Source organism: Streptomyces sp. NPDC047049 (assembly GCF_040643995.1).
GTDB lineage: Bacteria > Actinomycetota > Actinomycetes > Streptomycetales > Streptomycetaceae > Streptomyces > Streptomyces mooreae.
This window is the reverse complement of record NZ_JBEYVM010000026.1, coordinates 21148-45822: the sequence shown is the minus strand read 5'-3', so window position 1 is coordinate 45822 and position 24675 is coordinate 21148. Positions and strand designations below refer to the sequence as shown.

At 72.5% G+C, this 24675-nt stretch carries 21 protein-coding genes, 1 other RNA gene and 1 pseudogene; 18 read left to right on the top strand and 5 right to left on the bottom strand.

All coding sequences use genetic code 11. The features are described 5' to 3' along the window. Positions 1-89: 89 nt before the first annotated feature. The 4 genes from ABZ851_RS34350 to ABZ851_RS34335 all read left to right on the top strand — a co-directional run bounded on the left by ABZ851_RS34350 (position 90) and on the right by ABZ851_RS34335 (position 5854). Positions 90-1760: a serine/threonine-protein kinase gene (locus ABZ851_RS34350; RefSeq protein ID WP_361136227.1), complete on the top strand. Its 1671-nt coding sequence runs from the start codon at positions 90-92 to the stop codon at positions 1758-1760. A 322-nt stretch (positions 1761-2082) separates the two neighbouring features. Beyond that, positions 2083-3390: a serine/threonine-protein kinase gene (locus ABZ851_RS34345; RefSeq protein ID WP_361136225.1), complete on the top strand. Its 1308-nt coding sequence runs from the start codon at positions 2083-2085 to the stop codon at positions 3388-3390. Positions 3391-3557: 167 nt separating this feature from the next. Next, entirely contained in the window at positions 3558-4664 is a 1107-nt protein-coding gene (gene prfB / locus ABZ851_RS34340) for a peptide chain release factor 2 (protein WP_361136223.1), read from the top strand. Positions 4665-4987: 323 nt separating this feature from the next. Next, entirely contained in the window at positions 4988-5854 is an 867-nt protein-coding gene (locus tag ABZ851_RS34335; RefSeq protein WP_361136221.1) for an LPXTG cell wall anchor domain-containing protein, read from the top strand. Positions 5855-6021: 167 nt separating this feature from the next. On the opposite strand, the gene ABZ851_RS34330 is transcribed toward ABZ851_RS34335, so the two are convergent. Further along, positions 6022-6216, bottom strand: coding sequence for a hypothetical protein (locus tag ABZ851_RS34330; RefSeq protein ID WP_088797901.1), 195 nt, complete (start codon positions 6214-6216; stop codon positions 6022-6024). Positions 6217-6465: 249 nt separating this feature from the next. On the opposite strand from ABZ851_RS34330, the gene ftsE reads away from it, so the two are divergent. The 5 genes from ftsE (at position 6466) to ssrA (ending at position 10400) form a co-directional block, all read left to right on the top strand. Continuing rightward, positions 6466-7155 (top strand): cell division ATP-binding protein FtsE, encoded by a 690-nt coding sequence (gene ftsE, locus ABZ851_RS34325; protein WP_018091242.1) that lies wholly within the window; start codon positions 6466-6468, stop codon positions 7153-7155. Positions 7156-7187: 32 nt separating this feature from the next. Then, positions 7188-8102, top strand: coding sequence for a permease-like cell division protein FtsX (ftsX, locus tag ABZ851_RS34320; protein ID WP_361136218.1), 915 nt, complete (start codon positions 7188-7190; stop codon positions 8100-8102). Between the two features lie 68 nt (positions 8103-8170). Continuing rightward, the gene (locus ABZ851_RS34315; protein ID WP_361136216.1) at positions 8171-9391 is read left to right on the top strand and encodes a S41 family peptidase; all 1221 of its coding nucleotides are present in this window, start codon (positions 8171-8173) and stop codon (positions 9389-9391) included. Between the two features lie 18 nt (positions 9392-9409). Further along, positions 9410-9907: an SsrA-binding protein SmpB gene (smpB, locus tag ABZ851_RS34310; protein WP_088797898.1), complete on the top strand. Its 498-nt coding sequence runs from the start codon at positions 9410-9412 to the stop codon at positions 9905-9907. A gap of 123 nt (positions 9908-10030) precedes the next feature. Continuing rightward, positions 10031-10400, top strand: a transfer-messenger RNA (tmRNA) gene (gene ssrA / locus ABZ851_RS34305). Here the strand turns inward: ssrA and ABZ851_RS34300 are convergent. Beyond that, the gene (locus ABZ851_RS34300; RefSeq protein WP_361136213.1) at positions 10399-11730 is read right to left on the bottom strand and encodes an MFS transporter; all 1332 of its coding nucleotides are present in this window, start codon (positions 11728-11730) and stop codon (positions 10399-10401) included. The genes ssrA and ABZ851_RS34300 overlap by 2 nt on opposite strands. A 142-nt stretch (positions 11731-11872) precedes the next feature. Here ABZ851_RS34300 and ABZ851_RS34295 point away from each other — a divergent pair, with 142 nt between their 5' ends. Beyond that, entirely contained in the window at positions 11873-12847 is a 975-nt protein-coding gene (locus tag ABZ851_RS34295; RefSeq protein ID WP_361136211.1) for a LysR family transcriptional regulator, read from the top strand. A gap of 112 nt (positions 12848-12959) precedes the next feature. Further along, on the top strand, positions 12960-13499 hold the full coding sequence (locus tag ABZ851_RS34290) for a DUF4232 domain-containing protein (RefSeq protein ID WP_361136209.1): 540 nt from the start codon (positions 12960-12962) through the stop codon (positions 13497-13499). 34 nt (positions 13500-13533) lie between these two features. On the opposite strand, the gene ABZ851_RS34285 is transcribed toward ABZ851_RS34290, so the two are convergent. Then, the gene (locus ABZ851_RS34285; protein WP_361136207.1) at positions 13534-13854 is read right to left on the bottom strand and encodes a DUF397 domain-containing protein; all 321 of its coding nucleotides are present in this window, start codon (positions 13852-13854) and stop codon (positions 13534-13536) included. Beyond that, complete coding sequence (locus tag ABZ851_RS34280; protein WP_361136206.1) at positions 13851-14636, bottom strand: helix-turn-helix transcriptional regulator; 786 nt, start codon at positions 14634-14636, stop codon at positions 13851-13853. Before ABZ851_RS34280 ends, ABZ851_RS34285 begins: the two co-directional genes overlap by 4 nt. 153 nt (positions 14637-14789) lie before the next feature. On the opposite strand from ABZ851_RS34280, the gene ABZ851_RS34275 reads away from it, so the two are divergent. From ABZ851_RS34275 to ABZ851_RS34265, 3 genes are all read left to right on the top strand, one after another. Further along, complete coding sequence (locus ABZ851_RS34275) at positions 14790-15194, top strand: ATP-binding protein (protein ID WP_361136204.1); 405 nt, start codon at positions 14790-14792, stop codon at positions 15192-15194. Between the two features lie 159 nt (positions 15195-15353). Beyond that, positions 15354-16856: a nitrate/nitrite transporter gene (locus ABZ851_RS34270; protein WP_361136202.1), complete on the top strand. Its 1503-nt coding sequence runs from the start codon at positions 15354-15356 to the stop codon at positions 16854-16856. A gap of 255 nt (positions 16857-17111) precedes the next feature. Then, positions 17112-18362 carry a uroporphyrinogen-III synthase gene (locus tag ABZ851_RS34265; RefSeq protein WP_361136200.1) on the top strand — a complete coding sequence of 417 codons (1251 nt, stop codon included), beginning with the start codon at positions 17112-17114 and terminating at the stop codon, positions 18360-18362. A gap of 72 nt (positions 18363-18434) precedes the next feature. Here the strand turns inward: ABZ851_RS34265 and ABZ851_RS34260 are convergent, their stop codons facing one another. Next, positions 18435-19211, bottom strand: coding sequence for a class I SAM-dependent methyltransferase (locus ABZ851_RS34260; protein WP_361136199.1), 777 nt, complete (start codon positions 19209-19211; stop codon positions 18435-18437). Positions 19212-19465: 254 nt separating this feature from the next. Here ABZ851_RS34260 and ABZ851_RS34255 point away from each other — a divergent pair. The 4 genes and pseudogenes from ABZ851_RS34255 to ABZ851_RS34240 all read left to right on the top strand — a co-directional run. Beyond that, positions 19466-20056: pseudogene (locus tag ABZ851_RS34255) on the top strand (ABATE domain-containing protein); the annotation flags it as partial. A 314-nt stretch (positions 20057-20370) separates the two neighbouring features. Then, entirely contained in the window at positions 20371-20892 is a 522-nt protein-coding gene (locus tag ABZ851_RS34250; RefSeq protein ID WP_037839527.1) for a sigma-70 family RNA polymerase sigma factor, read from the top strand. Further along, positions 20889-21632 carry a zf-HC2 domain-containing protein gene (locus ABZ851_RS34245; protein WP_093638635.1) on the top strand — a complete coding sequence of 248 codons (744 nt, stop codon included), beginning with the start codon at positions 20889-20891 and terminating at the stop codon, positions 21630-21632. Before ABZ851_RS34250 ends, ABZ851_RS34245 begins: the two co-directional genes overlap by 4 nt. 220 nt (positions 21633-21852) lie before the next feature. Beyond that, the gene (locus ABZ851_RS34240) at positions 21853-24480 is read left to right on the top strand and encodes a UvrD-helicase domain-containing protein (RefSeq protein WP_361136196.1); all 2628 of its coding nucleotides are present in this window, start codon (positions 21853-21855) and stop codon (positions 24478-24480) included. Positions 24481-24675 lie beyond the last annotated feature (195 nt).

The following is a 24675-nucleotide window of genomic DNA, read 5'->3' as shown; positions in this document are numbered from 1 at the left end:
GGACGGGCCGCGCGGAGTGGATCAGCGGAGTTGATCAACTGACCCGGCGGGCCGGGCGACAGAACCACCACGACCAGGGAGCGCATGACGTGCGGCCGGTAGGCAGCAAGTACCTGCTCGAGGAGCCGCTGGGACGCGGCGCCACGGGCACCGTCTGGCGTGCCCGCCAGCGGGAGACGGCGGGCGCCGAGGCCGCCGTGGCAGGAGAGCCCGGCGAGACGGTCGCGATCAAGGTCCTCAAGGAGGAGCTGGCGCACGACGCGGACGTGGTGATGCGCTTCCTGCGGGAGCGCTCCGTCCTGCTGCGCCTCACCCACCCGAACATCGTCCGCACCCGCGACCTCGTCGTCGAGGGCGATCTGCTCGCCCTGGTCATGGATCTGGTCGACGGCCCCGACCTGCACCGCTATCTGCGTGACAGCGGCCCCTTCAGCCCGGTGGCCGCCGCGCTGCTCACCGCCCAGATCGCCGACGCGCTGGCCGCCAGCCACGCCGACGGCGTGGTGCACCGCGACCTCAAGCCCGCCAACGTCCTGCTCGCCGGGTCGGACGGCGGCGGCGAGATGCACCCGATGCTGACCGACTTCGGCATCGCCCGCCTCGCCGACTCCCCGGGCCTGACCCGCACCCACGAATTCGTCGGCACCCCCGCCTATGTGGCGCCGGAGTCCGCCGAGGGCCGTCCGCAGACCTCCGCCGTGGACATCTACGGCGCCGGCATCCTGCTGTACGAGCTGGTCACCGGCCGTCCGCCGTTCGCCGGGTCGACCGCGCTGGAGGTGCTGCACCGCCACCTCAGCGAGGAGCCGCGCCGCCCCGGCACGCTCCCCGAGCCGCTGTGGACGGTCATCGAGCGCTGTCTGCGCAAGCGCCCCGAGGAGCGGCCCAGCGCCGAGAACCTCGCCCGTGCGCTGCGCACGGTGGCGGACGGTATCGGGGCGCACGCCACCCCGGCCGCGGCCGAGGCCGCGCTCGGCGTCGCCGCGCTGCTCGCCCCCGACCCCGCGCCCGCGACCGTCCCCGGAACGGGCGCCGACGGCAGCCAGGGCGCCGGCGGCGACGCCGACCCCACCCAGGTGCTCCCCTCCGGTGCCGGTTCGTACGACCCGGCCGCGGCGACCAGCGTGCTCCCGTCCACCGGCGGTCCGGGCGGTCCGGGCCACGGCGGTCCGGGCGGTCCCGGCGGGCCGGGCGCCGACCCGACCCGCGCCATGCCGCCGATGCCCATGGGCGCACCGGCCGGCGGGCCGCAGAACCCCGACAACCCCCATCCCTGGGAATCCCAGATGCGGGCCGCGCGCGACCGCAACGAACAGACCCAGGTGCAGTATCTGGATCCCGCCGAGGACCCGCTGCGCCGCCGCCCGCAGCGCCAGGCCGCTCCCCAGCAGCCGCCGCAGCGCCCGCAGCAGCCCCAGTACCGCCAGCCCGCTCCGGCGCCGTACGCGCAGCAGCAGCCGCAGGCCCCCCAGCGCCGCCAGGAGCCGCCGCCGCAGCGCTACGAACCGCAGCGGCGGCCCGAGCCGGAGCCCCGGCCCCGGCGCGAGCCCCGTCAGCGCAGCGCCAACCCGATGAAGATCCCGGGGCTGGGCTGTCTCAAGGGCTGCCTGTTCACGCTGATCCTGCTGTTCGTGGCGGCCTGGCTGGTCTGGGAGCTGACCCCGCTCCAGGAGTGGATCGGCACGACGCGGGGCTTCTTCTCGCAGGTCGGGCACGTCTTCCACAGCGTGCAGCAGTTCGTGCAGAAATTCGGCGGCTGACGCCGTCCGCCCGCGGGCTCACCGCGCGGGCGCGCCGGACCTGTTCCGGACGGTCATCGACGGGCCCGGCCCGCCTCTCCGCAGGCGGACCGGGCCCGCGCCATGCCTCCCCATGACCCGCCCCATGAACCGCACCCTGAAACGCCCCGTCAACCTGCCCGCGAATCCACCCAGTGGATTTGTCGACTTCTGACGGTCAATTTCGCTCACAGAAGTGAAGGTTGCCACGTTCCGGGGCACGGAACCCCCTGGCACCCGCGTAGCTTTGACGCCAACCTCAGCCCCCGCAGGACGCTCGGGGGCCCGACACGTCGGAGCAGTCTTGGCACGGAAGATCGGCAGCCGGTACACCGCCCACCAGATCCTGGGGCGGGGCAGTGCCGGCACGGTATGGCTGGGCGAGGGTCCCGAAGGGGCCGTGGCCATCAAGCTGTTGCGTGAGGATCTCGCCTCCGACCAGGAACTCGTCGGCCGCTTCGTGCAGGAGCGGGCGGCGCTGCTGAGCCTGGAGGACCCGCATGTCGTCGGCGTCCGCGATCTCGTCGTCGACGGCAACGACCTCGCGCTGGTCATGGACCTCGTCCGGGGCACCGATCTGCGCACCCGTCTGGAGCGCGAACGCCGACTGGCCCCGGAGGCCGCCGTCGCGATCGCCGCCGATGTCGCCGACGGGCTCGCCGCGGCGCACGCCGCACGGATCGTGCACCGCGATGTCAAGCCCGAGAACGTGCTGCTGGACATGCAGGGGCCGCTGGGCCCCGGCGGTGCGCACCCCGCCCTGCTCACCGACTTCGGCATCGCCCGGCTCGTCGACTCGCCGCGCCGTACCCTCCAGCCCCCGGCAGGGGGGAGCTCAGGATCGCTCCGCTCGGCCAAGGTCATCGGCACCCCCGACTACCTCGCCCCGGAGATCATCGAAGGTCTCCCGCCGCGCGCCTCCGTGGACGTCTATGCGCTGGCGACCGTCCTGTACGAGCTGCTGGCCGGGTTCACGCCGTTCGGCGGCGGTCACCCCGGGGCGGTGCTGCGCCGCCATGTGACCGAGAGCGTGGCGCCGCTGCCGGGTATCCCCGACGAGCTGTGGCAGCTGCTGCTGCAGTGCCTGGCCAAGGCGCCGGCCTCCCGGCTGCGCGCCCCCGAGCTCGCCGCCCGGCTGCGCGAGCTGCTGCCCGGCCTGGCCGGTATCCCGCCGCTGGACATCGACGAGCCGGAGGAGGAGCAGCCGGAGGAGGAACCGGAGAGCCCCGCCGCCTCCCGTGAGGAGCCGTTCCACCCGTCCCCGCATCCGGGGGAGGCCACCCCGCCGCGCGGCGCCGTCCCGCTGGTCCAGGGCGCGGTCCCCGACTCCAGCCGGGAGACGCACACCAGCATGCGGGTCCCCGGGCCGGACGAGCTGGCCGGCGGCGCCCACGGCACCGCCCGCGCCCCGCGTGCAGCCGGGGAACGCCGGGCGGGCTCGGCCCGGCACCGCTCGTCGCCGGACGCCGTGCGCCGCCGCCGGATCAAGCTCGGCGCGGCCGCCGCCGCGGTGGTCGTGGCGGCCGGTCTGGGCGGCTGGCTGGCCTCGGGCGACGACACGGCGGGGGACGCCACACCGGGCGTCCAGCAGCCGGACCCCGGCACCCCGTAGGGCCCCGCAGTGCCGCCGACGGGGCCGGGAACGACCGCTTGGCCCCGGTCCCGGCCGGTGCGCGGGGCCGCGGCCGGCCTGCCGGGCGATCGCCGCCCGCGGTTTCCGGCAGGTCCGACCTGCCGGGGCCGGGTCACGCTGACGGCGGCAGCCGTTAGGCTGGGTGCGTGGCAGTCGTCGATGTATCCGAAGAGCTGAAGTCCCTCTCCTCGACCATGGGGTCGATCGAGGCCGTCCTGGACCTCGACAAGATGAGGGCCGATGTCGCCGTGCTCGAGGAGCAGGCCGCGGCGCCGTCCCTGTGGGACGACCCGGACAACGCACAGAAGATCACCAGTCGGCTGTCCTACCTCCAGGGCCAGCTGCGCAAGGCCGAGGATCTGCGCGGCCGGGTCGACGACGTCGAGGTGCTCTTCGAGCTCGCCGAGGCCGAGGGCGACGAGGACGCGCGGGCCGAGGCCGAGGCCGAGCTGACCGCCGTCCGCAAGGCGGTCGACGAGCTGGAGGTCCGTACCCTCCTGTCCGGCGAGTACGACTCCCGTGAGGCGGTCGTCAACATCCGTGCCGAGGCCGGTGGCGTGGACGCCGCCGACTTCGCAGAGAAGCTGCAGCGCATGTATCTGCGCTGGGCCGAGCGGCACGGCTACAAGACCGAGCTCTACGAGACCTCGTACGCGGAAGAGGCCGGCATCAAGTCGACCACCTTCGCCGTCCAGGTCCCGTACGCCTACGGCACGCTCTCCGTCGAGCAGGGCACGCACCGCCTGGTGCGCATCTCGCCGTTCGACAACCAGGGCCGCCGCCAGACGTCGTTCGCCGGCGTCGAGGTGCTGCCCGTCGTGGAGCAGACCGACCACATCGAGATCGACGAGTCCGAGCTGCGGGTGGACGTCTACCGCTCCTCCGGCCCCGGCGGCCAGGGCGTCAACACCACCGACTCCGCGGTCCGGCTGACGCACATCCCCACCGGCATCGTGGTCTCCTGCCAGAACGAGCGCTCGCAGATCCAGAACAAGGCGACCGCGATGAACGTCCTCCAGGCCAAGCTCCTTGAGCGCCGCCGCCAGGAGGAGCAGGCCAAGATGGACGCGCTCAAGGGCGACGGCGGCAACTCCTGGGGCAACCAGATGCGTTCCTACGTCCTGCACCCGTACCAGATGGTCAAGGACCTGCGGACCGAATTCGAGGTCGGCAACCCCAGCGCGGTGCTGGACGGCGACATCGACGGCTTCCTGGAGGCCGGCATCCGCTGGCGCAAGCAGCAGGAGAAGTAACGGGCCACGGCCTGTCCGAAAGCGAAACAACTGCTTCCTTCCGGGAGGCAGTTGTTTTTGCTGTGGCGGTTTGGTCACAGTCGTATGTCCATGTACCGCCCACTGCTTGTCAATTCGGGCATCGGGACTTTATTCGACCTTGACGATGATGGCCGAACTGGGAAGGCTGAGCGCGGCATGCGTATGTCTGGGGCGCGTGTAAGAACGGGGAATTGAGCGGCCCGCCCGTAGTGCGGAGCCGAGGCTCGTGCACCCCGACATCGGCTCGTCGCCCCGTACAGCGGTGCACCCATGACGAGTTCAGCTACTGGGGGTAGCAGTACATGACGAAGAAGACGCGGCTGCGCGTAGCGCGCATTGCGGCCGGCGCAGTGATTGCGGCCGGTGCGTCACTCACCGCGGCCGGCGCTGCATCCGCGGCCAGCCCGGGTGAGACCGGCGGCCAGAGCGGCGGCTTGATCGGTGGGCTTTTCGGCGGAGTCCTCGGCGGCGGCAGCGGCGGTGACGACAGCACCGGCGGTACGACCGGTGGCGACGAGACCACCGGTGGCACCACCGGCGGCGAGATCGGTGGCACCGGTGGCGAGATCGGCGGTGAGGACAGCACCGGCGGCATCGGTGGCCAGGACAGCACCGGCGGTCAGTCCGGCAGCACGACCGGTGGCGAAGACACCTCCGGCGGCCAGTCCGGCAGCACGACCGGCGGTCCCACCACCGGTGGTCAGTCCGGCAGCACGACCGGTGGCGACGAGACCACCGGCGGCCAGTCCGGCAGCACGACCGGCGGTCCCACGACCGGTGGTCAGTCCGGCAGCACGACCGGTGGCGACGAGACCTCCGGTGGCCAGTCCGGCAGCACGACCGGTGGCGACGAGACCAGCGGTGGTCAGTCCGGCAGCACGACCGGCGGTCCCAGCACCGGCGGCCAGGACGGTGGCTCCAGCACCGGCACCGGCACCGACAACGAGGGCACCAAGCCGATCGAGCAGCCCGGCCAGGGCAAGGAGCAGATCGCTGACACGCCCGGCCAGGCAAAGCAGCAGGCCAAGGGCGGTGAGCTGGCGGAGACCGGTTCCTCCGGCACCACCTTCCTGCTGATCGGCGCGGCGACGATGATCGCGGGCGGTGTGGGCTTCCGTGTGCTGCCCCGCCTGATCAACAAGAACGGCGGCGGTGCCGCGGCGGCCTGACGCCGGCGCGGTACAGCTGGAGGGGCCCGGGACGCACCATGCGTCCCGGGCCCCTCGGCGTTTGCGTGACGGCCGCGGAAAAACCTCGTACGGGTGGTGGGCCGGAAAGCCCCGTACGGGTGTCGGGCGGCCCGGTGCCGGGCGGTCCGCTGGTCAGACGGTGGTGGTCAGACGGCCTGGTGGAGCAGTACGCCCAGCGCTATCAGCACGATCATCAGCGCCACCAGCATCGCCGGGCTGAGCTGGGCGAAGATACCGCCCGCTTGCTGCTGAAGACGTTCTCTGCTGGCCCGGCACACGGGGCAGCGGCCCTCGTTCACAGGGGCCGCGCAATTGGCGCACACCAGTCGGTCGTACGTCATGCGACCTCCTTCTCCACTGCACCAACGCACCGGGGGGCGCATTGGTTCCCTCTCCCACTGTGCCAGCTCACGGCCCAAACGGCGCGCCCCGCGAAATTGTGCGCCTTTTGTCCCGTAGGTGCCGTGAATAACCGCACCAACCGCCTACGCCGACTGGGCCGCCCTGCGAGGTTCGCGTATGGTCACGCACACCGACGGGAGCCGCAACTCGGCAACCGTGCCCCTATTCAGGTCGACCGTGGTGCATCAGTGATCCGATTCGACAACGTCTCCAAGACTTACCCGAAGCAGAACCGCCCTGCACTCAGGGATGTCTCCCTCGAGATCGAGCGCGGCGAGTTCGTCTTCCTGGTGGGCTCCTCGGGCTCCGGTAAGTCCACCTTCCTGAGGCTGCTGCTGCGCGAGGAGCGCGCCAGCCACGGCCATGTGCACGTCCTCGGCAAGGACCTCGGGAAGCTCTCCAACTGGAAGGTCCCGCAGATGCGGCGCCAGGTGGGCACGGTCTTCCAGGACTTCCGGCTGCTCCCCAACAAGACCGTGGGGGAGAATGTCGCCTTTGCCCTTGAGGTGATCGGCAAGCCGCGCGGCCAGATCCGCAAGACGGTTCCCGAGGTCCTCGAACTCGTCGGACTCGGCGGCAAAGAGGACCGTATGCCGGGTGAGCTCTCCGGCGGTGAGCAGCAGCGCGTCGCCATCGCACGGGCCTTCGTCAACCGCCCGATGCTGCTCATCGCGGACGAGCCCACCGGCAACCTCGACCCGCAGACCTCGGTCGGCATCATGAAGCTGCTGGACCGGATCAACCGGACCGGTACGACGGTGGTCATGGCCACCCACGACCAGCAGATCGTCGACCAGATGCGCAAGCGGGTCATGGAACTCGAGAAGGGCCGGCTCGTACGCGACCAGTCGCGCGGCGTGTACGGCTACCAGCACTAAGCGTGTACGGCCCCCAGTACTGAAAGGACGCCATGCGCGCCCAGTTCGTCCTGTCGGAGATCGGCGTCGGTCTCCGCCGAAACCTCACGATGACCTTCGCCGTCATCGTCTCCGTAGCCCTCTCGCTGGGCCTGTTCGGCGCCTCGCTGCTGATGCGCGACCAGGTCAGCACGATGAAGGGCTACTGGTACGACAAGGTCAACGTCTCCATCTTCTTCTGCAACAAGAACGATGCCGACACCGGCACCAACTGCGCCAAGGGCGCGGCCACCCAGCAGCAGAAGAACGACATCAAGGCCGAGCTCGACCGGCTGCCGATCGTGCAGAAGCCGGTGGTGTACGAGTCCAGCGACCAGGCCTACAAGCACTACAAGGAGCAGTTCGGCGATACGCCGGTGGCCGGAGTGGTGACGCCGGACCAGCTGCCCGAATCCTTCCGCGTCAAGCTCAAGGACCCGACGAAGTACACCGTCATCAAGTCGGCGTTCTCCGAGCGGCCCGGTGTCCAGGAAGTGCAGGACCAACGGGACACCGTCGAGCCGCTGTTCAACCTCCTCAACGGCATGAACATCGCCGCGATAGTCGTGATGGCGCTGATGCTCGTCGTTGCGCTGATGCTGATCGTCAACACCGTCCGGGTGTCGGCGTTCAGCAGGCGCAGGGAGACCGGGATCATGCGGCTGGTGGGAGCGTCCAGCTTCTACATCCAGATGCCGTTCATCCTGGAGGCCGCCATCGCGGGGCTGCTGGGCGCGGCCTTCGCCTGTGTGCTGCTGATCGGCGGCAAGTACGCCCTCATCAACAACTGGCTGGCGAAGAAGATCCAGGTGGTCAACTTCATCGGCTGGGACTCGGTGGCGGCGGTCCTCCCGCTGGTCCTCCTGATCGGGCTGCTGATGCCCGCGCTCGCCGCGTTCTTCGCGTTGCGCAAGTACCTCAAGGTGTGAGCTTTGCCAAGGGGCGCCGTACGGTCAACTTGCCGTACGGCGCCCTTTTGTCCCCTAGACTCACCGGCATGTCGGGCCCGTGTTCGTACGGCCGGCCCCGCCGCATCCGCCGCGGGGCGGCCCTGACGTTGTTCCTGGCCGGTGTGCTCGCCACCGGCGCGGCGACCGGCACCTGGAGCGAGGATGACCGGGGCGCGGCGGAGCGTCCCGCACCGGCCCGCGCGGCGTTTGGCGGGCGGGTTCCCGAGGCCACCACCGCGGACCGCGCGGCCGTCGAGCGGGCCGCTTCCGAGGCCGTCGAGGACGGCAAGTCCGGTGCGCAGGCCGCCGCGGACGTCGTCAGCCGCAGTGGCGACCGCTGGTCGACGATCTACAGCGCGGGCGAGTTCAAGGATTTCCAGGCGCAGTTGGACGGTGGCTACGTCGGCGTCGGGCTCTGGGTGCGCCAGGCGCCCCACGGCCGGATCGAGGTGTCCCGGGTCCAGCCCGGCGGACCCGCCGCGCGTGCCGGTATCGCGGTGGGCGACCGGCTGCGCGCCGTCGACGGCCGCCCGTCCCGGGGCGCACCGGTCACCGAGGTCGTCGCCCGCCTGCGGGGCGTCGCCGCCGGCGGCTCCCGCCGGCCCGCCGCCGCTGCCGGCACCCCCGTGACGCTGGACCTGCAGCGCGGCGACCGCCGCTGGTCGGCCACCTTGCACCGCACCCGGCTCAGATCCCACAACGTCGTCATCGACCGTCCCGCCGGTGCGCACGGCCCGACCCGCGTCAAGATCTCGGCGTTCGGCAAGGGCACCGGCGCGGTGGTCCGCCGGGCGGTGCGCCGCGCCTCCCCCCAGGGCGGCATGCTGCTCGATCTGCGCGGCAACACCGGCGGCCTGGTCACCGAGGCGGTGGCCACCGCCTCCGCCTTCCTCGACGGCGGCCTGGTCGCGACGTACGACGTCCGCGGCAGCCAGCGCGCGCTGTACGCCCGGCGCGGCGGCAACACCCGCCTCCCCCTGGTCGTCCTGGTCGACGGCGGCACGATGAGCGCCGCCGAGCTGCTGTCCGGCGCGCTGCAGGACCGGGGGCGGGCGCTCGTGGTGGGTTCGAGGACCTTCGGCAAGGGCTCGGTGCAGATGCCCAGCACGCTGGCGGACGGTTCGGTCGCCGAGCTGACCGTCGGCCACTACCGCACGCCGTCCGGCCGGAACGCCGACGGCGACGGCCTCGCCCCCGATGTCATGGTCGGATCGGGGGCGGAGAAACGGGCCCGCACGGTATTGAGTGGCCTCGGGGGCGGGGCGTAGTGCGAAAATGGCCGCACTATGGCTAAGGACAAGGGCAAGGACAAGAACCCCGGGCGCAAGCTCGTGGCGCAGCACAAGAAGGCGCGGCACGACTACCACATTCTGGACACCTATGAGTGTGGCCTGGTGCTGACCGGCACCGAGGTGAAGTCGCTGCGGCAGGGCCGGGCGTCGCTGGTGGACGGTTTCATCCAGATCGACCGGGGTGAGGCCTGGCTGCACAACGTACATATCCCCGAATACGCCCAGGGCACCTGGACCAACCACAGCGCGCGGCGCAAGCGGAAGCTGCTGATGCACCGCGCCGAGATCGACAAGCTGGAGTCCAAGAGCCAGGAGTCGGGGCACACGATCGTGCCGCTGGCCCTCTATTTCAAGGACGGCCGGGCCAAGGTCGAGATCGCCCTGGCCAAGGGCAAGAAGGAGTACGACAAGCGGCAGACGCTCCGCGAGCAGCAGGACCGCCGCGAGACGGACCGCGCCATCTCGGCGGCCCGGCGGCGGCAGCGGGCCTGAGCTGCCCGTACGGCCCGTTCGGGCCGGTCCGCCGGGGAATGCGCTGGCAACGGCACGCGTTGTTCCCGTACGATGGGAGCACACCCCACGAGGGGTGTGGGTACCACCTTGATAAATCAACATGGGGATGATCGGTTTCGACAGCGGATGTCGAAGCAGGGGAAGCGAGTCGAGGAAGCGGCAATGATCTCGTTAACCATATGTCGCAACCAATAATCGCCAACACCAAGCGCGATTCCTTCGCCCTCGCTGCCTAAGTAGCGACTTGCGAAGTGTCAGCCCGGGGCTGTTCCCGACCCGGATCCTGGCATCAGCTAGGGAACTAAACTTCTAGACCCGGTCACGGGGTTCAGGAGGAAATCAAACAGTGGCTGAGCCCGTCGGAGACTTGTTCGCGTGATCTCCGGGGCCGAGAAAATCGCAGCGAACTGCACTCGGAGAAGCCCTGATTCCGCACCGTTGGACGCGGGTTCGATTCCCGCCATCTCCACTCATCCCATGTGAGGCCCAGGCCCCGCCGTCCCAGGACGGCGGGGCCTGAGTCGTTTGCGTGCCGTGAGCAGCGCGACGGCCGCCGCGAGGACGGCCGCCGCCGCGGGCACGCCGTAGGCCGCGCCCGCCGCGCCCCCCAGGTGGTCGGCCGCCCAGCCGCCGCCCGCCGATCCGGCCGCGATCCCGCCCAGCAGCGCGGTCACGGCGAGCGTCATGCCCTCGTTGAGCCGGCCGGGCGGCGTCAGCGACTGGACGAGTCCCATGCCGGTGACCATGGTCGGCGCGGTCGCCATACCGGCCAGGAGGAGCGCGGCGGCCAGCGTCGCCGGGCCCCCTGCCGTGGCCGCGAGCAGCGGGAGCAGCATCAGGGCCGCCATCGCCGCGGTGGAGGCGGGGAAGCGGCGGGGGGCCTGGCCCGGCTGCCGCCGCAGGCCGTGGAGCAGGCCCGCCGCGCAGGAGCCCGCCGCCTGCAGGGCGAGCAGGCCGCCCGCCGCGGACCGCAGGCCGTGCCCGTCGGCGAAGGCGATCGTCACGACCTCCAGGGAGCCGAAGACCGCGCCGGTGGCGAGGAAGGTGGCCAGGAGCGGCGGCAGCCCCGGCAGCCGCAGGAGGGAGCGGGTCCTGCCGGTGCCCGGTGCCGGCGCCACGGGGGGTTCGGTGCGGCGCTGGGCCGCGAACAGCAGCACCCCGGTCAGCAGCAGTGCCGCGGCCACCGCCGTGCCCGCCTCCGGGGCGAGGGTGGTGCACAGCAGCGTGGCGAGCACCGGTCCCAGCAGGAAGCACAGCTCGTCGGCGGCCTGTTCGAAGGAGTTGGCGGTGTGCCGGGCGGCCGGGTCGTCGCGGAAGAGGTGTGCCCAGCGGGCCCGGGAGAGCCCGCCGGTGTTGGGGGTGGTGGCGGTGGCCGCGTAACAGGCGAAGAGGGTCCAGTCGGGCGCGCCGTAGTGGACGCACAGGAGCAGGGCGAGCGAGCCGAGGACGGCGAGCGCGGTGGCCGGGACCGCGATCCGGGCCTGGCCGTGGCGGTCGACCAGCCGGGCGGTCCACGGCCCGGCCACCGCCGTCGCCGCCAGCCCGCTCGCGGTGACCGCTCCGGCCAGCGCGTAGGAGCCGCGCGAACCGGTGATCATCAGCACCGCGCTGCCGCTGAGCATTCCCATGGGGAGGCGGGCGAGCAGGTTGGCGGCGGTGAAGGCGCGGGTGCCGGGGACGGTGAAGATCCGGCGGTAGGGGGCGAGGGGACGGAAACGGAGGCGGGCACGGAGGCGGGCACGCCGCGGGGCCGGGCGAACGGGCGGGGCGGTGACCGGCCGGGCGGCGAGGAAGAGGATCATGCCTCTACGGTCGCTGTCGCCCGCGCCGCCCGTCCAACACCTGGTCAGCGCCCATTAACGCACCTGCGTTGTCAATGCGTACGGGCCCTGTGCAGGGGCCTCGGCCCGCGCCGGCCGGGAACGCTGCTGCCAGGATGACCCGATGCCGTACGACATCGATCCGCGTCTGCTCCGCGCTTTCCTCGCCGTCGCCGAGGAGCTGCACTTCACCCGCGCCGCCGCCCGGCTCTACGTCGCCCAGCAGGCGCTGAGCCGCGACATCCGGCGCCTGGAGCGGGAGTTGGACACCGCGCTGTTCGTACGGACCACCCGTCAGGTCTCCCTGACGGCGGACGGGACACGGCTGCTGCCGCTCGCCCGGCGGGTGCTGACCGCGCACGACGAGCTGGCCGGTGCGTTCCGGGCCGCCCCCGAGCGGCCGCTGCTGGTGGATGTGGGGGTGCCGATCGGTACCGCCCACGGGGTGCTGGAGGCGGCCAGGGACCGGGTGCCGGACAGCTGTGAGCTGGTCGCCCGCTTCCACAGCGGGCTGACGGGCGCGGCGGCCGAGGTGGCGGCCGGCCGCCTCGATGTCTCCTTCGGCCGGATCGCGGCGCTGCCGCCCGGGATGCGGGCCGGCCTCGGCCATCAGCCGGTCCGGCTGGAGCCGATGGCGGTCCTGCTGCGCGAAGGCCATCCGCTGGCCGCGCGGCCCGCTGTCGCCCTTGCCGACCTGGCCGGCGAGACGCTGTACGCGGCCGCCGGGAATCCGCGGACCGCGGAGTGGACGGACCTGGCCGAGCGGCTTTTCGCGGGCCGCGGCATCGCGGCCGCCGAGCCGTTCCCGGAGATCGAGGGCTCGCAGGAGTTCGTCCGGGTGGTGCGCAAGCGGGGGTGGTCGGTGCTGGCGAGTGTGGAGTTCATCGAGGTGCCGGGCATGGTGCTGCGGCCGCTCGTCGATCCCGTACCGCTCTCGCCGGTCTCGATGGTGTGGCGGCGGGGCCTGCGGCATCCGGGCCTGGACGCGCTGCGGGCGGCCGCCCGCGAACTGGCCGCACAGCACGGCTGGCTGGCGCCGCCGGGGAGTGCGTGGTGGCTCCCGGAGGAGGATGCGCGGGTGATGGGTGTACGGGGGTGACCGCCTGGGGTACGCGGCGTGCGGAAGAAGATGCGGCCGCGGAGGCAACCCCGGGCGCATGAATTCTTTCCTTAACGGCGAGGAATTCTGTCCGGAACGAACAGGGGGATCCGTGCGACGGCCTTCACATCTCGCGGTGGTGGCGGCCGCGCTGACCTTGACCGCCATGGCGGGCCTGGCCCTGACCGGCTGCGGTTCGGCGCGGATGGCACCACTGCACGCCAAGTGCACGACCAAGGGCTTGCGCTGGACGCTCACCGTCCTCAAGAAGAAGCCGCACACCGCACAGCGCGAGGCCCGGCTGTCGATCGCCAACAAGGGCGCGGGCCCCTGTGTGTTCCACGGCTTCCCGGCCTTCGAGGTCCATCTCGGCAAGGGGCCCGAATCCGATGCCCAGGGGCACGGCAAGACCCTGCCGATAGACCTGGGGCGCGGCGGCACCCTCACGGCCCCCCTGCGCTACACGGACTGCCCCGCCGGCGCCCCGCCGGACCCCGCCATGGTCACCAACGACCTCGCCGTGGTGTCCGCACCGCGCGACTACTCCGGCCGCCAGGCGGTCGTGGCACGGGACGAGAAGGGCAAGCGCCTGCGGATGACGCTCTGCGCGGACCGGATATGGATGGGGCCGCCGCGGGAGTCGGCCGAGTAGACGCGGTTGCGTAGGCCCGGTTGCGAAGCCCCGGTTATGGGGCTGTTGTGGCGGCAGCGGTACGTGCGGCGTACGAGGTGAACGAGGCCCAGGCGCCCGGCGAGAAGTCGAGGTGCGGGCCCTGGGGGTCCTTGGAGTCGCGGACGTGGATGGTGGAGGGGTGGGCGGCGACCTCTACGCAGGCGCCGCCTTCGTCGCTGCTGTGGCTGGACTTGTGCCAGGTGTAGGCGACTTCGAGGCAAGCGCCGCCCTCGCTACCGCTGTGGCTGGACTTGTGCCAGTCATAGGCCACTTCGAGGCAGGCGCCGCCTTCGTCGCCGCTGTAGCTGGACTTGAACCACGTCAGATGGGTCATCGCTCTCCTAGCAGCCGGTCCAGCAGGCCCAGGGTTTCCTCTGCGTTGAGGGCCTGCATTCGCAGCATTCCATACTTCTGAGCGAGGACGCTGACCTCATCGGCGTCAGAAGTCAGCACACTGCTGCGTTGCGCCTCGGTATAGGCCAGGTGTTGGTGGTCGGCGGTTTCCAGCAGCACGAACGGTCCGTTCAGCCCGGCGTGATGCTCTCGGTTCAGAGGGAGGACCTGGATGGATACGCCGTTGAGTTCCGCGCACTGACGCAGATGGGAGATCTGGCCCCGCATGACCTCGCGGCCCCCGATATTGCTCAGCAAGACGGCCTCGGAGATGACGAAACTGGCGGTGACGGGGTCCTCCCTGTGCAGGACCTTCTGACGCTCCAGCCGATCCTGCACGCTCTGTTCGATGCTCTCCTCGCTGAGGTGCGGAATCTTGCTGCGGAAGGTGGCGCACGCGTAGCCCTCGGTCTGCAGGAGGCCGGGGATCACCCCGTTTTCGTACCAGCCGAGCGAGAGGGCCTGCTGCTCGTAGGCGATGAACTCCTCCGCCCAGATCGGATACTTGTCCTTCGGCGGCAGCTTCGCCACCCCCGCCGCCAGCGCCCCGCAGGTCTTGAGGAGCTGGTCGAACTCGGTTGCCAGGTGTGGCATCAGGACCCGCCTGCCCTGTTCGATGGAGGCGATGGTCTCCTCGGAGGCGCTGGACCGTTCGCTGAGGCCGCGCTGGGTGAGGCCGGCGTTGATGCGGAACAGCGCTAACTGGGCGCCGATCACCTCCATGGCTGCGGAGTGTCGCTTCTTGGGCTTGTTTCGCGGCTTCATGGCGTACCACTCCCCGTACTTCGCCGCCGGTGACCGTATGTGCACCCGTACTCACCGCGAGTACGGGTCCGCGTACTGGGCAGCGTAGTGACGCACTGCGACCGTCGTCGTATGAACGGAGAGAGGCAACTCCCCTGTCCACGCGAGCGGTTCTACCGGCGTGAGCGACGATCGGTGCCGAGGGTGCGGGAGTTCGTGCGGGTGGCGCTCGCGGAGTGGGGCGTCGGGGAGCCGGCGGACGCGGTGTTGCTGTGTGTGAGCGAGCTGGCGACGAACGCGCTGCGCCACGGGGTGCCGCCGGGGCGCGGATTCCAGTTGTACGTGTGGCCGCCCGCGGGTGGGGTGCTGCGGCTGGAGGTGCACGACAGCGGGGACGGATGGCCGCGGGTGCGGACGGGCGCCGGACCGGCGGACGAGGGCGGGCGCGGGTTGCTGCTGGTGGAGGCGCTGGCGGACAAGTGGGGGGTGGGGGAGCGGGTGCCCGGCAAGGTCGTCTGGTGTGAGTTCGCCGTGTGAGGGCGTCCCGTACGGACCGTCCGTCCGCACCGCCCCTGCCCCTCACCCGCCCCCGCCGCACCCGGTGAGCGCAAGGTTTCGTACGTGTCACCGGGCGGCACGGTACGGAAATCCGTCGTCCCTAGCGTCGGGAGCAGGACCCGACCCCTGGGAGGCGCGATGACGGCCGCGGCAGCCAAGACCCGTAGCGACACACCCGAGGACACCCCCGCCGGTGGCCGGACCGACGGCCGGGCGAGGCGGGGCGGCCGGTGGATCGAACACTGGGACCCCGAGGACGAGGGGTTCTGGCGGGAGACGGGGGAGCGGGTCGCGCGGCGGAATCTGGCGTTCTCCGTGCTCTGTGAGCACATCGGGTTCTCCGTCTGGAGCCTGTGGTCGGTGATGGTGCTGTTCATGGGGCCGGAGTACGGGATCGATCCGGCCGGGAAGTTCTTCCTGGTGGCGGTGCCGACGCTGGTGGGCGGGGTGCTGCGGGTGCCCTACACCTTCGCGGTGGCGCGGTTCGGCGGGCGTAACTGGACGGTGATGAGCGCCGCGATGCTGCTGGTGCCGACCGCCATGGCGGCGGTGGTGATCGAGCCGGGTACCTCGTACGGCACGTTCCTGCTGGTCGCGGCGCTGGCCGGGGTCGGGGGCGGGAACTTCGCCTCCTCGATGACCAACATCAACTCCTTCTATCCGCTGCGGAAGAAGGGGTGGGCGCTGGGGCTGAACGCCGGTGGCGGCAACATCGGGGTGCCGGTGATCCAGCTGCTGGGGCTGCTGGTGATCGGGACGGCGGGGGCCGCGCATCCGCGGATCGTGCTGGCCGTCTATGTGCCGCTGATCGTCCTCGCGGCGGTGCTCGCGGCGCTGTTCATGGACAACCTGGCCCCGGTGACGAACGACACCGGGGCGGCCCTCGACGCCGCCCGGGAGCCGCACACCTGGGTGATGTCGCTGCTGTACATCGGCACCTTCGGGTCGTTCATCGGCTACAGCTTCGCCTTCGGGCTGGTGCTGCAGAACCAGTTCGCCCGGACGCCGCTGCAGGCCGCGTCGCTGACGTTCCTCGGGCCGCTGCTGGGCTCACTGATCCGGCCGGTCGGCGGGCGGCTGGCGGACCGGTTCGGCGGTGCCCGGATCACCCTGGGCAACTTCGCCGCGATGGGTCTGGCCACGGGCGTGGTGATCTACGCGTCGGCGGAGCGGTCGCTGCCGGTGTTCCTGGCCGGGTTCATCGCGCTGTTCGTACTGTCGGGGCTCGGCAACGGCTCCACGTACAAGATGATCCCGGGGATCTTCCAGGCCAAGGCGCTGCGCCGCGGGCTGGCGGGGGAGGAGGCCGCGGTATACGGGCGGCGGCTCTCGGGGGCGGCGATGGGGCTGATCGGGGCGGTGGGCGCGCTCGGCGGGCTGGCCATCAATCTGGCCTTCCGGCAGTCGTTCCTGGTGGCCGGGTCGGGCACCCCGGCGTTCGTGTCGTTCCTGGCCTGCTACGTGGTGTGCGGGGCGGTGACCTGGGGCGTCTACCTGCGTCCCGCGGTGCGCGGGCGGCGTACGGGGCAGGGGGCGCAGGCGCAGGTGCTGGGTGAGGCGGCCGGGCCGGACGGACCGGATGCGGCGGCCGGAGCGGGCGCGGCGGACGGGGAGCGGGGGCCGGCGTACGTGGAGGTGTGAGCGGAGGCGGGAGCGGCGGGGCGGGCGCGCGGGCGGGGGGATCCGGCGTGGCGTCCCGCCTCAGACCGTGGGTGTGCCGCCCGTACGGCGTGGGCAGGGGCGCCGCGCCGTAACCGCGGGGAAATACTGGAGGACCGGGACCGTCACGTGCCGTTGGCACCTTGGCATCTTGACACCCTGACACGTCGTGCCGCCCGAGCCGCGGCGGTACGGCAGCACACGGCAGCACACCACTCTGGGCGGAGCGGGACGACCATGCACGATCAGCAGCAGGAGCACGACGAGCGGGAGCCGGCGGCGCCGCGGACGGAACCGGGACCGGGCACGGCATCGGCGCCGGAAGCGGGAGCGGCAGCGGCGGCAAAACCGCCCTCGGCCGTCCGGCCGCTGGACGGGTTCACCGTCGGGGTGACCGCGGCCCGGCGGGCGGAGGAGCTGGGCGCCCTGCTGGAGCGGCGCGGCGCACAGGTCATGCATGCGCCCGCGCTGCGGATCGTCCCGCTGCCGGACGACACCGAACTGCTGGCGGTGACCCGGGACCTGATCGACCGGGCGCCCGATGTCGTCGTGGCCACCACCGCCATCGGCTTCCGCGGCTGGATCGAGGCGGCGGAGGGCTGGGGCCTCGGCGAAGCGCTGCTGGACCGGCTGACCGGGGTGGAGCTGCTGGCGCGCGGGCCCAAGGTGCGCGGTGCGATCCGGGCGGCCGGGCTGACCGAGAAGTGGTCACCGGCCTCCGAGTCGATGGCCGAGGTGCTGGACCGGCTGCTCGCGGAAGGCGTCGCCGGGCGGCGGGTGGCCCTGCAGCTGCACGGGGAGCCGCTGCCGGGCTTCGTGGAGGCGCTGCGGGCCGGCGGTGCGGAGGTGGTCGGCGTCCCCGTGTACCGGTGGATGCCGCCGGAGGACATCGGGCCGGTCGACCGGCTGCTGGACGCGGTGCTGTCGCGGACCCTGGACGCGGTGACCTTCACCAGCGCGCCGGCCGCCGCGTCGCTGCTGCGCCGGGCCGGGGAGCGGGGGATCCGCGAGGAGGTGCTGGCGGCGCTGCGGCGGGAGGTGCTGCCGGTGTGTGTGGGGCCGGTGACCGCGCTGCCGCTCCAGGCGGAGGACGTCCCCACGCTGCAGCCGGAGCGCTTCCGGCTCGGGCCGCTGGTGCAGCTGCTGTGCCGTGAACTCCCGGGACGGGTGAAGCCGTTGCCGGTGGCCGGGCGGCGGCTGGAGATCCGCGGGCACGCCGTCGTGGTGGACGGTGCGCTGCGGCCGGTGCCGCCTGCCGGGATGGCGCTGCTGCGTGCGCTGGCGCGCCGCCCCGGCTGGGTGGTCTCCCGTGCGGATCTGCTGCGGGCGCTGCCGGGGGCGGGCCGGGACGAGCACGCGGTGGAGACCGCGATGGCCCGGCTGCGGGGGGCGCTGGGCGCGCCCAAGCTGATCCAGACGGTCGTCAAGCGCGGCTACCGGCTGTCGCTCGACCCGCATGCGGACACGGACAAGTACGGCGGGGAGTAGCCCGGAGACGTACGGGAGCGGCACGGCGACGTACGGCCGGGAGCGGGAGCGGGAGCGGCGGTGAGGCGCCCGCTACGCCGGGTTGTTCACCCGGATCTTGGACTGGCCGTGCGGCCGCTTCTCCCAGTCCTCCATGAAGCGCGCCTGAAGACCGTGCTTGCGGGCCAGGCTCAGCAGGGTCTCGGTCCGGTAGTAGAAGTCCTCGCGCAGCACCTGGTGCTCGGCGCCCTCGGTGCGGTCGAAGGTGAAGTCGAAGAAGCCGCCGGGCGCCAGGACGCGGCCGACATGGGCGAGGCACTCGTCGATGACGCCGAGCGGTGAGTGCGAGAAGACGCTGTGCGCGTGGACGACGTCGAAGTGGGCGGACGGCAGGAAGTCCAGGGTCAGGTCCTGGGTGATCGTCAGGTGCGGCAGCTTGTCCTGGAGTTCGTAGGTGGTCAGGGTCTGCTTCGCGGAGATCAGGATGTCCGGCGAGATGTCGATGCCGTAGTAGTTGCCGGCGTCGAGGTGGGCGATGAAGCGCCAGCCGGCGCGCAGATTGCCGCAGCCGATGTCCAGCATCCGGTGGCCGGGCTGCAGACCGTGTCCGGCCAGGTAGTCGAACTGCATCTCGCCCAGCGCCAGCCAGCGTTCATGGCTGCGGCTGCCGACCGCGGCCTCCGGGTTGCGGCCGGTGTCGGAGGCCATCACCGCCCGGTAGTACGCGACATGGCCGGGGTGCTTGAAGCGGAGCCAGGTGTCGCGGGCGGCGCGCTTGACGTACGGGGTGATCCTGGCCGGGTGGCGGACCGCGTAACCGATCTTGTGGGTCAGGCCGGCGCGGTTCGTGAGCAGGGACGTGCGCGACATGGAGACCTTCCTCCGGGAGGGCGAGGAGCGCTACGGCGCGTGCCGTGGCACGCGCTACGGCATGCGGCGGCCGGGGCGCGCGGCCCGCGAACCGCCGTGCGGCGAACTATACATAAAGCGTATACACATAGCGTCTACATGCGGTGTCTACGTGCCATGCCGGTGTGGAGTGGCTGCCTCCGGAGGGTTCCGGCGGGCCCGCGGGGCGGGCACTCTGGAAGCACACACGTCCGGCCCTAAGGAGTGACAGGAACATGGCGGCGCCTTGCGACCTGCGGTTCGACTGCGGGCGGATCTGCCTGGACCTGGCGGCCACGGCCGACGGCGCCCTCGCCGAACGGCTCACCGGCGTACGGCCCCCCGCCGAACGGCTCACCGGCCCCGACCAGTTGCGGGCCTGGCTGGTCGGAGCGGGCCTGGTGCCGCGCGGCACTCCGCTGGACGGCGTCGACGCCGGCTGGGTCGGCCGCTTCCGGGCGCTGCGTGAGCTGCTGCGCCGGGTGGTGCGCGACGAGCTGCGGGGCCGGGCGGCCGAGGCCGATCTGGCGCTGCTCAACTCCGCGGCCGCGTCCGGGCAGCCGCCCGCCGCGTATGCGGTACGCACCGTCGACGGTGCCCTGGCCCGTGCCCTGTCCGGCCCGCCCGACTGTGCCGGGCTGCTGGCCGCGGTCGCCCGGGACGCGATCGGCCTGCTGACCGACGCGGTGGCCCGGCAGCAACTGCGGCAGTGCGAGGGCGAGAGCTGCACCCTGGTGTATCTGGACACCTCGCGCGGCCGTCGCCGCCGCTGGTGTTCCAGCGAGGTGTGCGGCAACCGGGAGCGGGTGGCCCGGCACCGGCGGCGGACGACCGTGCGCAGGGAACAGGTCACCGGTGCCGGACAGCGGGAGCAGGCCGGGAGTGCTCCCGGTCAGCGGGAGCAGGTCACCAGCGCTGCGGGTCCGCGGGAGCAGGCCGGCCGCGGCGGTCCGCGAGGGGTGGCCGGAAGTGCTGGTCAGGGCGTCGCGGTCGGCTCGGAAAAATTTTCCGCCGAACTCTGAGTAACCCGCCCGTCCCGTCCGTACTCCTCACCGCAAGTCCGATTCATGGCAGGGTCCCCCGGCGATCTTGGGCGATCTGGGCTATCGACCCGGGAGTTGGAGTGCGTAAGGATGCCGTCGTGGCAGACAGGACGACACCTGACGAGGAGCTCATGCGAGCCCTCTATGACGATCACGCGGGCCCGCTTCTCGCCTTCGTCCTGCGATTGGTGGCCGGCGACCGGCACCGCGCGGAGGACGTGGTGCAGGAGACGCTGGTGCGCGCCTGGCGCAACGCCGACCAGTTGCAACGGGCGACCGGCTCGATACGACCCTGGCTGGTGACCGTCGCCCGGCGGATCGTGATCGACGGGCACCGCAGTCGCAAGGCGCGGCCCCAAGAGGTCGATCCGACTCCCCTGGAGACGATGCCGGCCGCGGATGTCATCGACCGCGCCCTGCGCATGATGACGATCTCCGAGGCGCTGAGCGACCTGAGCCAGGCCCATCGAGAGGCCCTCGTCGAGACGTATTTCAAGGAACGTACGGTCAACGAGGCAGCGGAGGTGCTGCGCGTACCGGCCGGGACCGTGCGGTCCCGGGTGTTCTACGCGCTGCGCTCCCTGAGACTCTCGCTAGAGGAACGAGGAGTAACGGAGTGAACCCGCCCACGCAGCCGGACCGGCACACCGACGTCGGCGCCTATGCGCTGGGCGTCCTGGACGGTGCCGACGCCGACCGGTTCGAGGCGCATCTCGTGGGCTGTCACCGGTGCGCGGCCGAACTCGAAGAACTCATGGGCCTGTCGCCGGTGCTGGCCGAGTTCAAACAGTCCGCCCCGACGCCGCAGACGATCACGGCCGTCCCCGGTCCGGGGCTGCTGAACGGGCTGATGGACGAGGTCGCCGCCACCCGGCGCGGCCGCGCCCGGCGCCGGCTGTTCCTGGTCGCCGCCGCCGTCGTGCTGATCGTCGGCGGGCCGCTCGCCGCCCTGAAGCTGGGCCCCCAGGACTCCGGCGAGAAGCCGGCGCCGCCGCTGGCGAACGCCGTACGGGCCCAGTACGCGGCGGGCGAGAAGGCGAGCTCCGTCGACCCGGACACCAAGGTCTCGGCGGGCGTTTCGATGGCCGCCCGGCCGTGGGGCACCCAGGTGGTCCTGGAACTCGCCAACGTCAAGGGGCCGCTCACCTGCGGCCTGGTCGCCGTCGGCAAGGACGGCAAGCGGCAGACCGTGACCACCTGGGCGGTGCCCAAGGGGGGCTACGGCATCCCGGGCGGCGCCGCGAAGTGGAACCGCGAGCCCCTGTACGCGGCGGGCGGCGCGGGCTTCAACCGCGGCGACATCGATCACTTCGAGGTCACCACCACGGAGGGCAAGCGGCTGGCCAAGGTGAACGTCTGAGCGGCGCGGTCCGGCGCCCCGGGCCGGGTAGGGCACGGGGCGCCCGTCAAGGACCGCCATGCCGTCGACCGGCAATCCCCCCGACCGGGTCCGCCCGATGTAGCGGCTTGATTCAACATCCGACCAAAATCGCCCAACTTTGTCCCTTTCCCCAGGTGCGCGCGGTGCCTGGTTCGCGTACGGTTGACGGCTGCCCTACGCACAGGAGAAGGGGGCCTGGGTGGCCGCGCACAACGCCACGCACGCACCGGATCACGCTTCGGATTCCGTTCGCGACCGCGAGATCGAAGCCGAGCAGACGCATCTGGACCGCGTCTACCGGCGCCTCGAGGAGAAGATCCACGAGGCAGAGTTCCTGATGGACGACGCCGCCAAGCGCGGCCAGGTCGGCACGCCCGGCGCGCTCGCCGAGCGCGACGCCCAGGTCTTCCAGGCCGGCGTCCATCTCCACCGCCTGAATTCGGAGTACGAGGACTTCCTCTTCGGCCGGATCGACCTGCTCCTCGGCAAGGACGGCAAGAAGGGCCCGGACGGCGCCTTCACCTCCGTCGAGCCCGCCGACGGCGCGATCGAGGACCACCGCGCGGCGATCGCCGAGACGCTGCACATCGGCCGCCTCGGCGTGCTCGACGCGGACTACTCCCCGCTGGTCATCGACTGGCGGGCGCCGGCCGCCGCGCCCTTCTACCGGGCCACCCCCATCGCCCCCGGCCGGGTCGTGCGGCGGCGGGTGATCCGCTCCAAGGGGCGCCGCGTCCTCGGCGTCGAGGACGACCTGATGCGCCCCGAGGTCACCGCGACGCTGGACGGCGAGGAGCTGCCCGCGGTCGGCGACGGCGCGCTGATGGCCGCGCTGGGCCGGGCCCGCAGCCACACCATGCGGGACATCGTCGCCTCCATCCAGGCCGAGCAGGACATGGTGATCCGGGCCCCCGCCGCCTCCGTCACCGAGGTCGAGGGCGGCCCCGGCACCGGCAAGACCGCGGTCGCGCTGCACCGCGCCGCCTACCTCCTCTACCAGGACCGGCGCCGCTATGCGGGCGGCATCCTGATCGTCTCCCCGACGCCGCTGCTGGTCGCCTACACCGAGGGCGTGCTGCCGTCGCTCGGCGAGGAGGGCCAGGTCGCCATCCGCTCCCTCGGCTCGCTCGTGGACGGCGCCGAGGCGACCGCGTACGACCCCCCGGCGGTGGCCCGTATCAAGGGCTCGTCGCGGATGCAGAAGCTGCTGCGCAAGGCGGCCCGCGGGGCGCTGGAGCTGGCCGGACCGGCGGCCGCCGCGCCCGGGGACGGAGCCGCGGACGAGGGCGGGGCCGTGCCCGGGGACGGGGCCGCGACCGAGGACAGGGCCGCGGGCGGGGACGCCCAGCTCTCCCTGGAGGACCTTTTCACCGCGCCCGCCGGGAACGCTGCCGGCGGCGGGGAGGGCACCGGCCGCCGCCGCTCCAGACCCTCCCGCCCCGCCCCGGCCGTACCCGCCCGGCTGCGGGTCGTCGCCTTCGGCGCCCGGATCGAGCTGGACGCCGACGAGCTGCACACCATCCGGCAGTCCGCGCTCGGCGGCACCGCCCCGGTCAACCTGCTGCGCCCGCGCGCCCGCCGGCTGATCCTGGACGCGCTGTGGGCCAAGTCCGGCGCCGCCCGCCGCTACACCGACCCCGAACTGGCCGCCGAGGCCCGTGAGGGCTTCGACGAGGACATCACCACCGAGTCCGCGTTCCAGGAGTTCCTGGACGCCTGGTGGCCCGAGCTGACCCCGCGCGGGGTGCTCGCCGCGATGGCCGACGAGCGCCTGCTGGGCCGCTGGGCGCGCCGGATCCTCAACCAGCGCGAGGTACGCCAACTGGCCCGCTCCCTGCGGCGGTTGGGCGACGCAGGTGCGCCCCCGGCCGCCGCCGGGGACACCACCGGCCGGGCCCCCGGGGCGGCGGAGGGGCAGGGCTCGCTGTCGGTGCACGATGTCGCCCTGCTGGACGAGCTGCAGATGATCCTCGGCGCCCCGATGCGCCCGCCCCGCCCGCGCGAGGCCGACCCGCTGGACCAGCTGACCGGTCTGGAGGAGCTGTCGACCTACACGGAGCGCAACGGCGGCGGCCGCGGCCGGCGCGAACGGCTGGAGGAGGAGCGCACCGACTACGCCCATGTCATCGTCGACGAGGCGCAGGACCTGACGCCGATGCAGTGGCGGATGGTCGGCCGCCGCGGCCGGCACGCGACCTGGACGGTCGTCGGCGACCCCGCGCAGTCCTCCTGGTCCGACCCGGACGAGGCCGCCGTCGCCCGCGACGAGGCGCTGGGCACCCGCCCGCGCCGCCGCTTCACGCTCACCGTGAACTACCGCAACCCCGCGGAGATCGCCGGACTGGCCGCCAGGGTGCTGGCGCTGGCGATGCCCGGGATGCAGTCGCCGAAGGCGGTCCGCTCCACGGGCCTGGAGCCGCGCTTCGCGCTCGTCGCGGACGGGGACGCGGGCGGGGCCGGGGGCCGGCCGGACCGGGCCGCCGACGACACGGCGCTGGCCGAGGCCACGGTCGCCGAGGCCGGGCGGCTGCTGGGCGAGGTGGACGGCACGGTCGGCGTCGTGGTGGCCATGAACCGCCGCGCGCAGGCCCGCCGTTGGCTCGCCCCGCTCGGCGACCGGGTGGTGGCGCTGGGCTCCCTGGAGGCCAAGGGGCTGGAGTACGACGCCACCCTGGTGGTCTCGCCCGCCGAGATCGCCGACGAGTCCCCGGCCGGGCTGCGGGTGCTGTACGTGGCGCTGACCCGGGCCACCCAGCAGCTGACCGTGCTGTCGGCCGCACGGGACGAGCCGGACGCGGCCGGGGTGCCGGACCTGCTGCGGGACTGAATCCGCCGCGGGACCGGCCAGGCGGGACCGGCCCGGGCGGGCCGGGCGCCCGGCACCCCCTCGGGCCCGGCCTTGCGCCCCGCCGGGCCCGGCCCGGTACCCGTACGGCGGGCGCGGCCGGGCGCTGCGCCGCCGCCGTACGAGGGGTCTTGAAATCGGGCCCGCGGGACGGGATTCGCTTCCGGGGATGGTTTG

What these genes read in the sequence shown, in the direction of transcription:
- ABZ851_RS34335 (WP_361136221.1), top strand. Translation starts at nt 4,988, where the DNA reads ATGACGAAGAAGACGCGGCTGCGCGTAGCGCGCATTGCGGCCGGCGCA.
- ABZ851_RS34330 (WP_088797901.1), bottom strand. Translation starts at nt 6,216, where the DNA reads ATGACGTACGACCGACTGGTGTGCGCCAATTGCGCGGCCCCTGTGAAC.
- ftsX (WP_361136218.1), top strand. Translation starts at nt 7,188, where the DNA reads ATGCGCGCCCAGTTCGTCCTGTCGGAGATCGGCGTCGGTCTCCGCCGA.
- ABZ851_RS34315 (WP_361136216.1), top strand. Translation starts at nt 8,171, where the DNA reads ATGTCGGGCCCGTGTTCGTACGGCCGGCCCCGCCGCATCCGCCGCGGG.
- smpB (WP_088797898.1), top strand. Translation starts at nt 9,410, where the DNA reads ATGGCTAAGGACAAGGGCAAGGACAAGAACCCCGGGCGCAAGCTCGTG.
- ABZ851_RS34300 (WP_361136213.1), bottom strand. Translation starts at nt 11,730, where the DNA reads ATGATCCTCTTCCTCGCCGCCCGGCCGGTCACCGCCCCGCCCGTTCGC.
- ABZ851_RS34295 (WP_361136211.1), top strand. Translation starts at nt 11,873, where the DNA reads ATGCCGTACGACATCGATCCGCGTCTGCTCCGCGCTTTCCTCGCCGTC.
- ABZ851_RS34285 (WP_361136207.1), bottom strand. Translation starts at nt 13,854, where the DNA reads ATGACCCATCTGACGTGGTTCAAGTCCAGCTACAGCGGCGACGAAGGC.
- ABZ851_RS34280 (WP_361136206.1), bottom strand. Translation starts at nt 14,636, where the DNA reads ATGGAGGTGATCGGCGCCCAGTTAGCGCTGTTCCGCATCAACGCCGGC.
- ABZ851_RS34275 (WP_361136204.1), top strand. Translation starts at nt 14,790, where the DNA reads ATGAACGGAGAGAGGCAACTCCCCTGTCCACGCGAGCGGTTCTACCGG.
- ABZ851_RS34270 (WP_361136202.1), top strand. Translation starts at nt 15,354, where the DNA reads ATGACGGCCGCGGCAGCCAAGACCCGTAGCGACACACCCGAGGACACC.
- ABZ851_RS34265 (WP_361136200.1), top strand. Translation starts at nt 17,112, where the DNA reads ATGCACGATCAGCAGCAGGAGCACGACGAGCGGGAGCCGGCGGCGCCG.
- ABZ851_RS34260 (WP_361136199.1), bottom strand. Translation starts at nt 19,211, where the DNA reads ATGTCGCGCACGTCCCTGCTCACGAACCGCGCCGGCCTGACCCACAAG.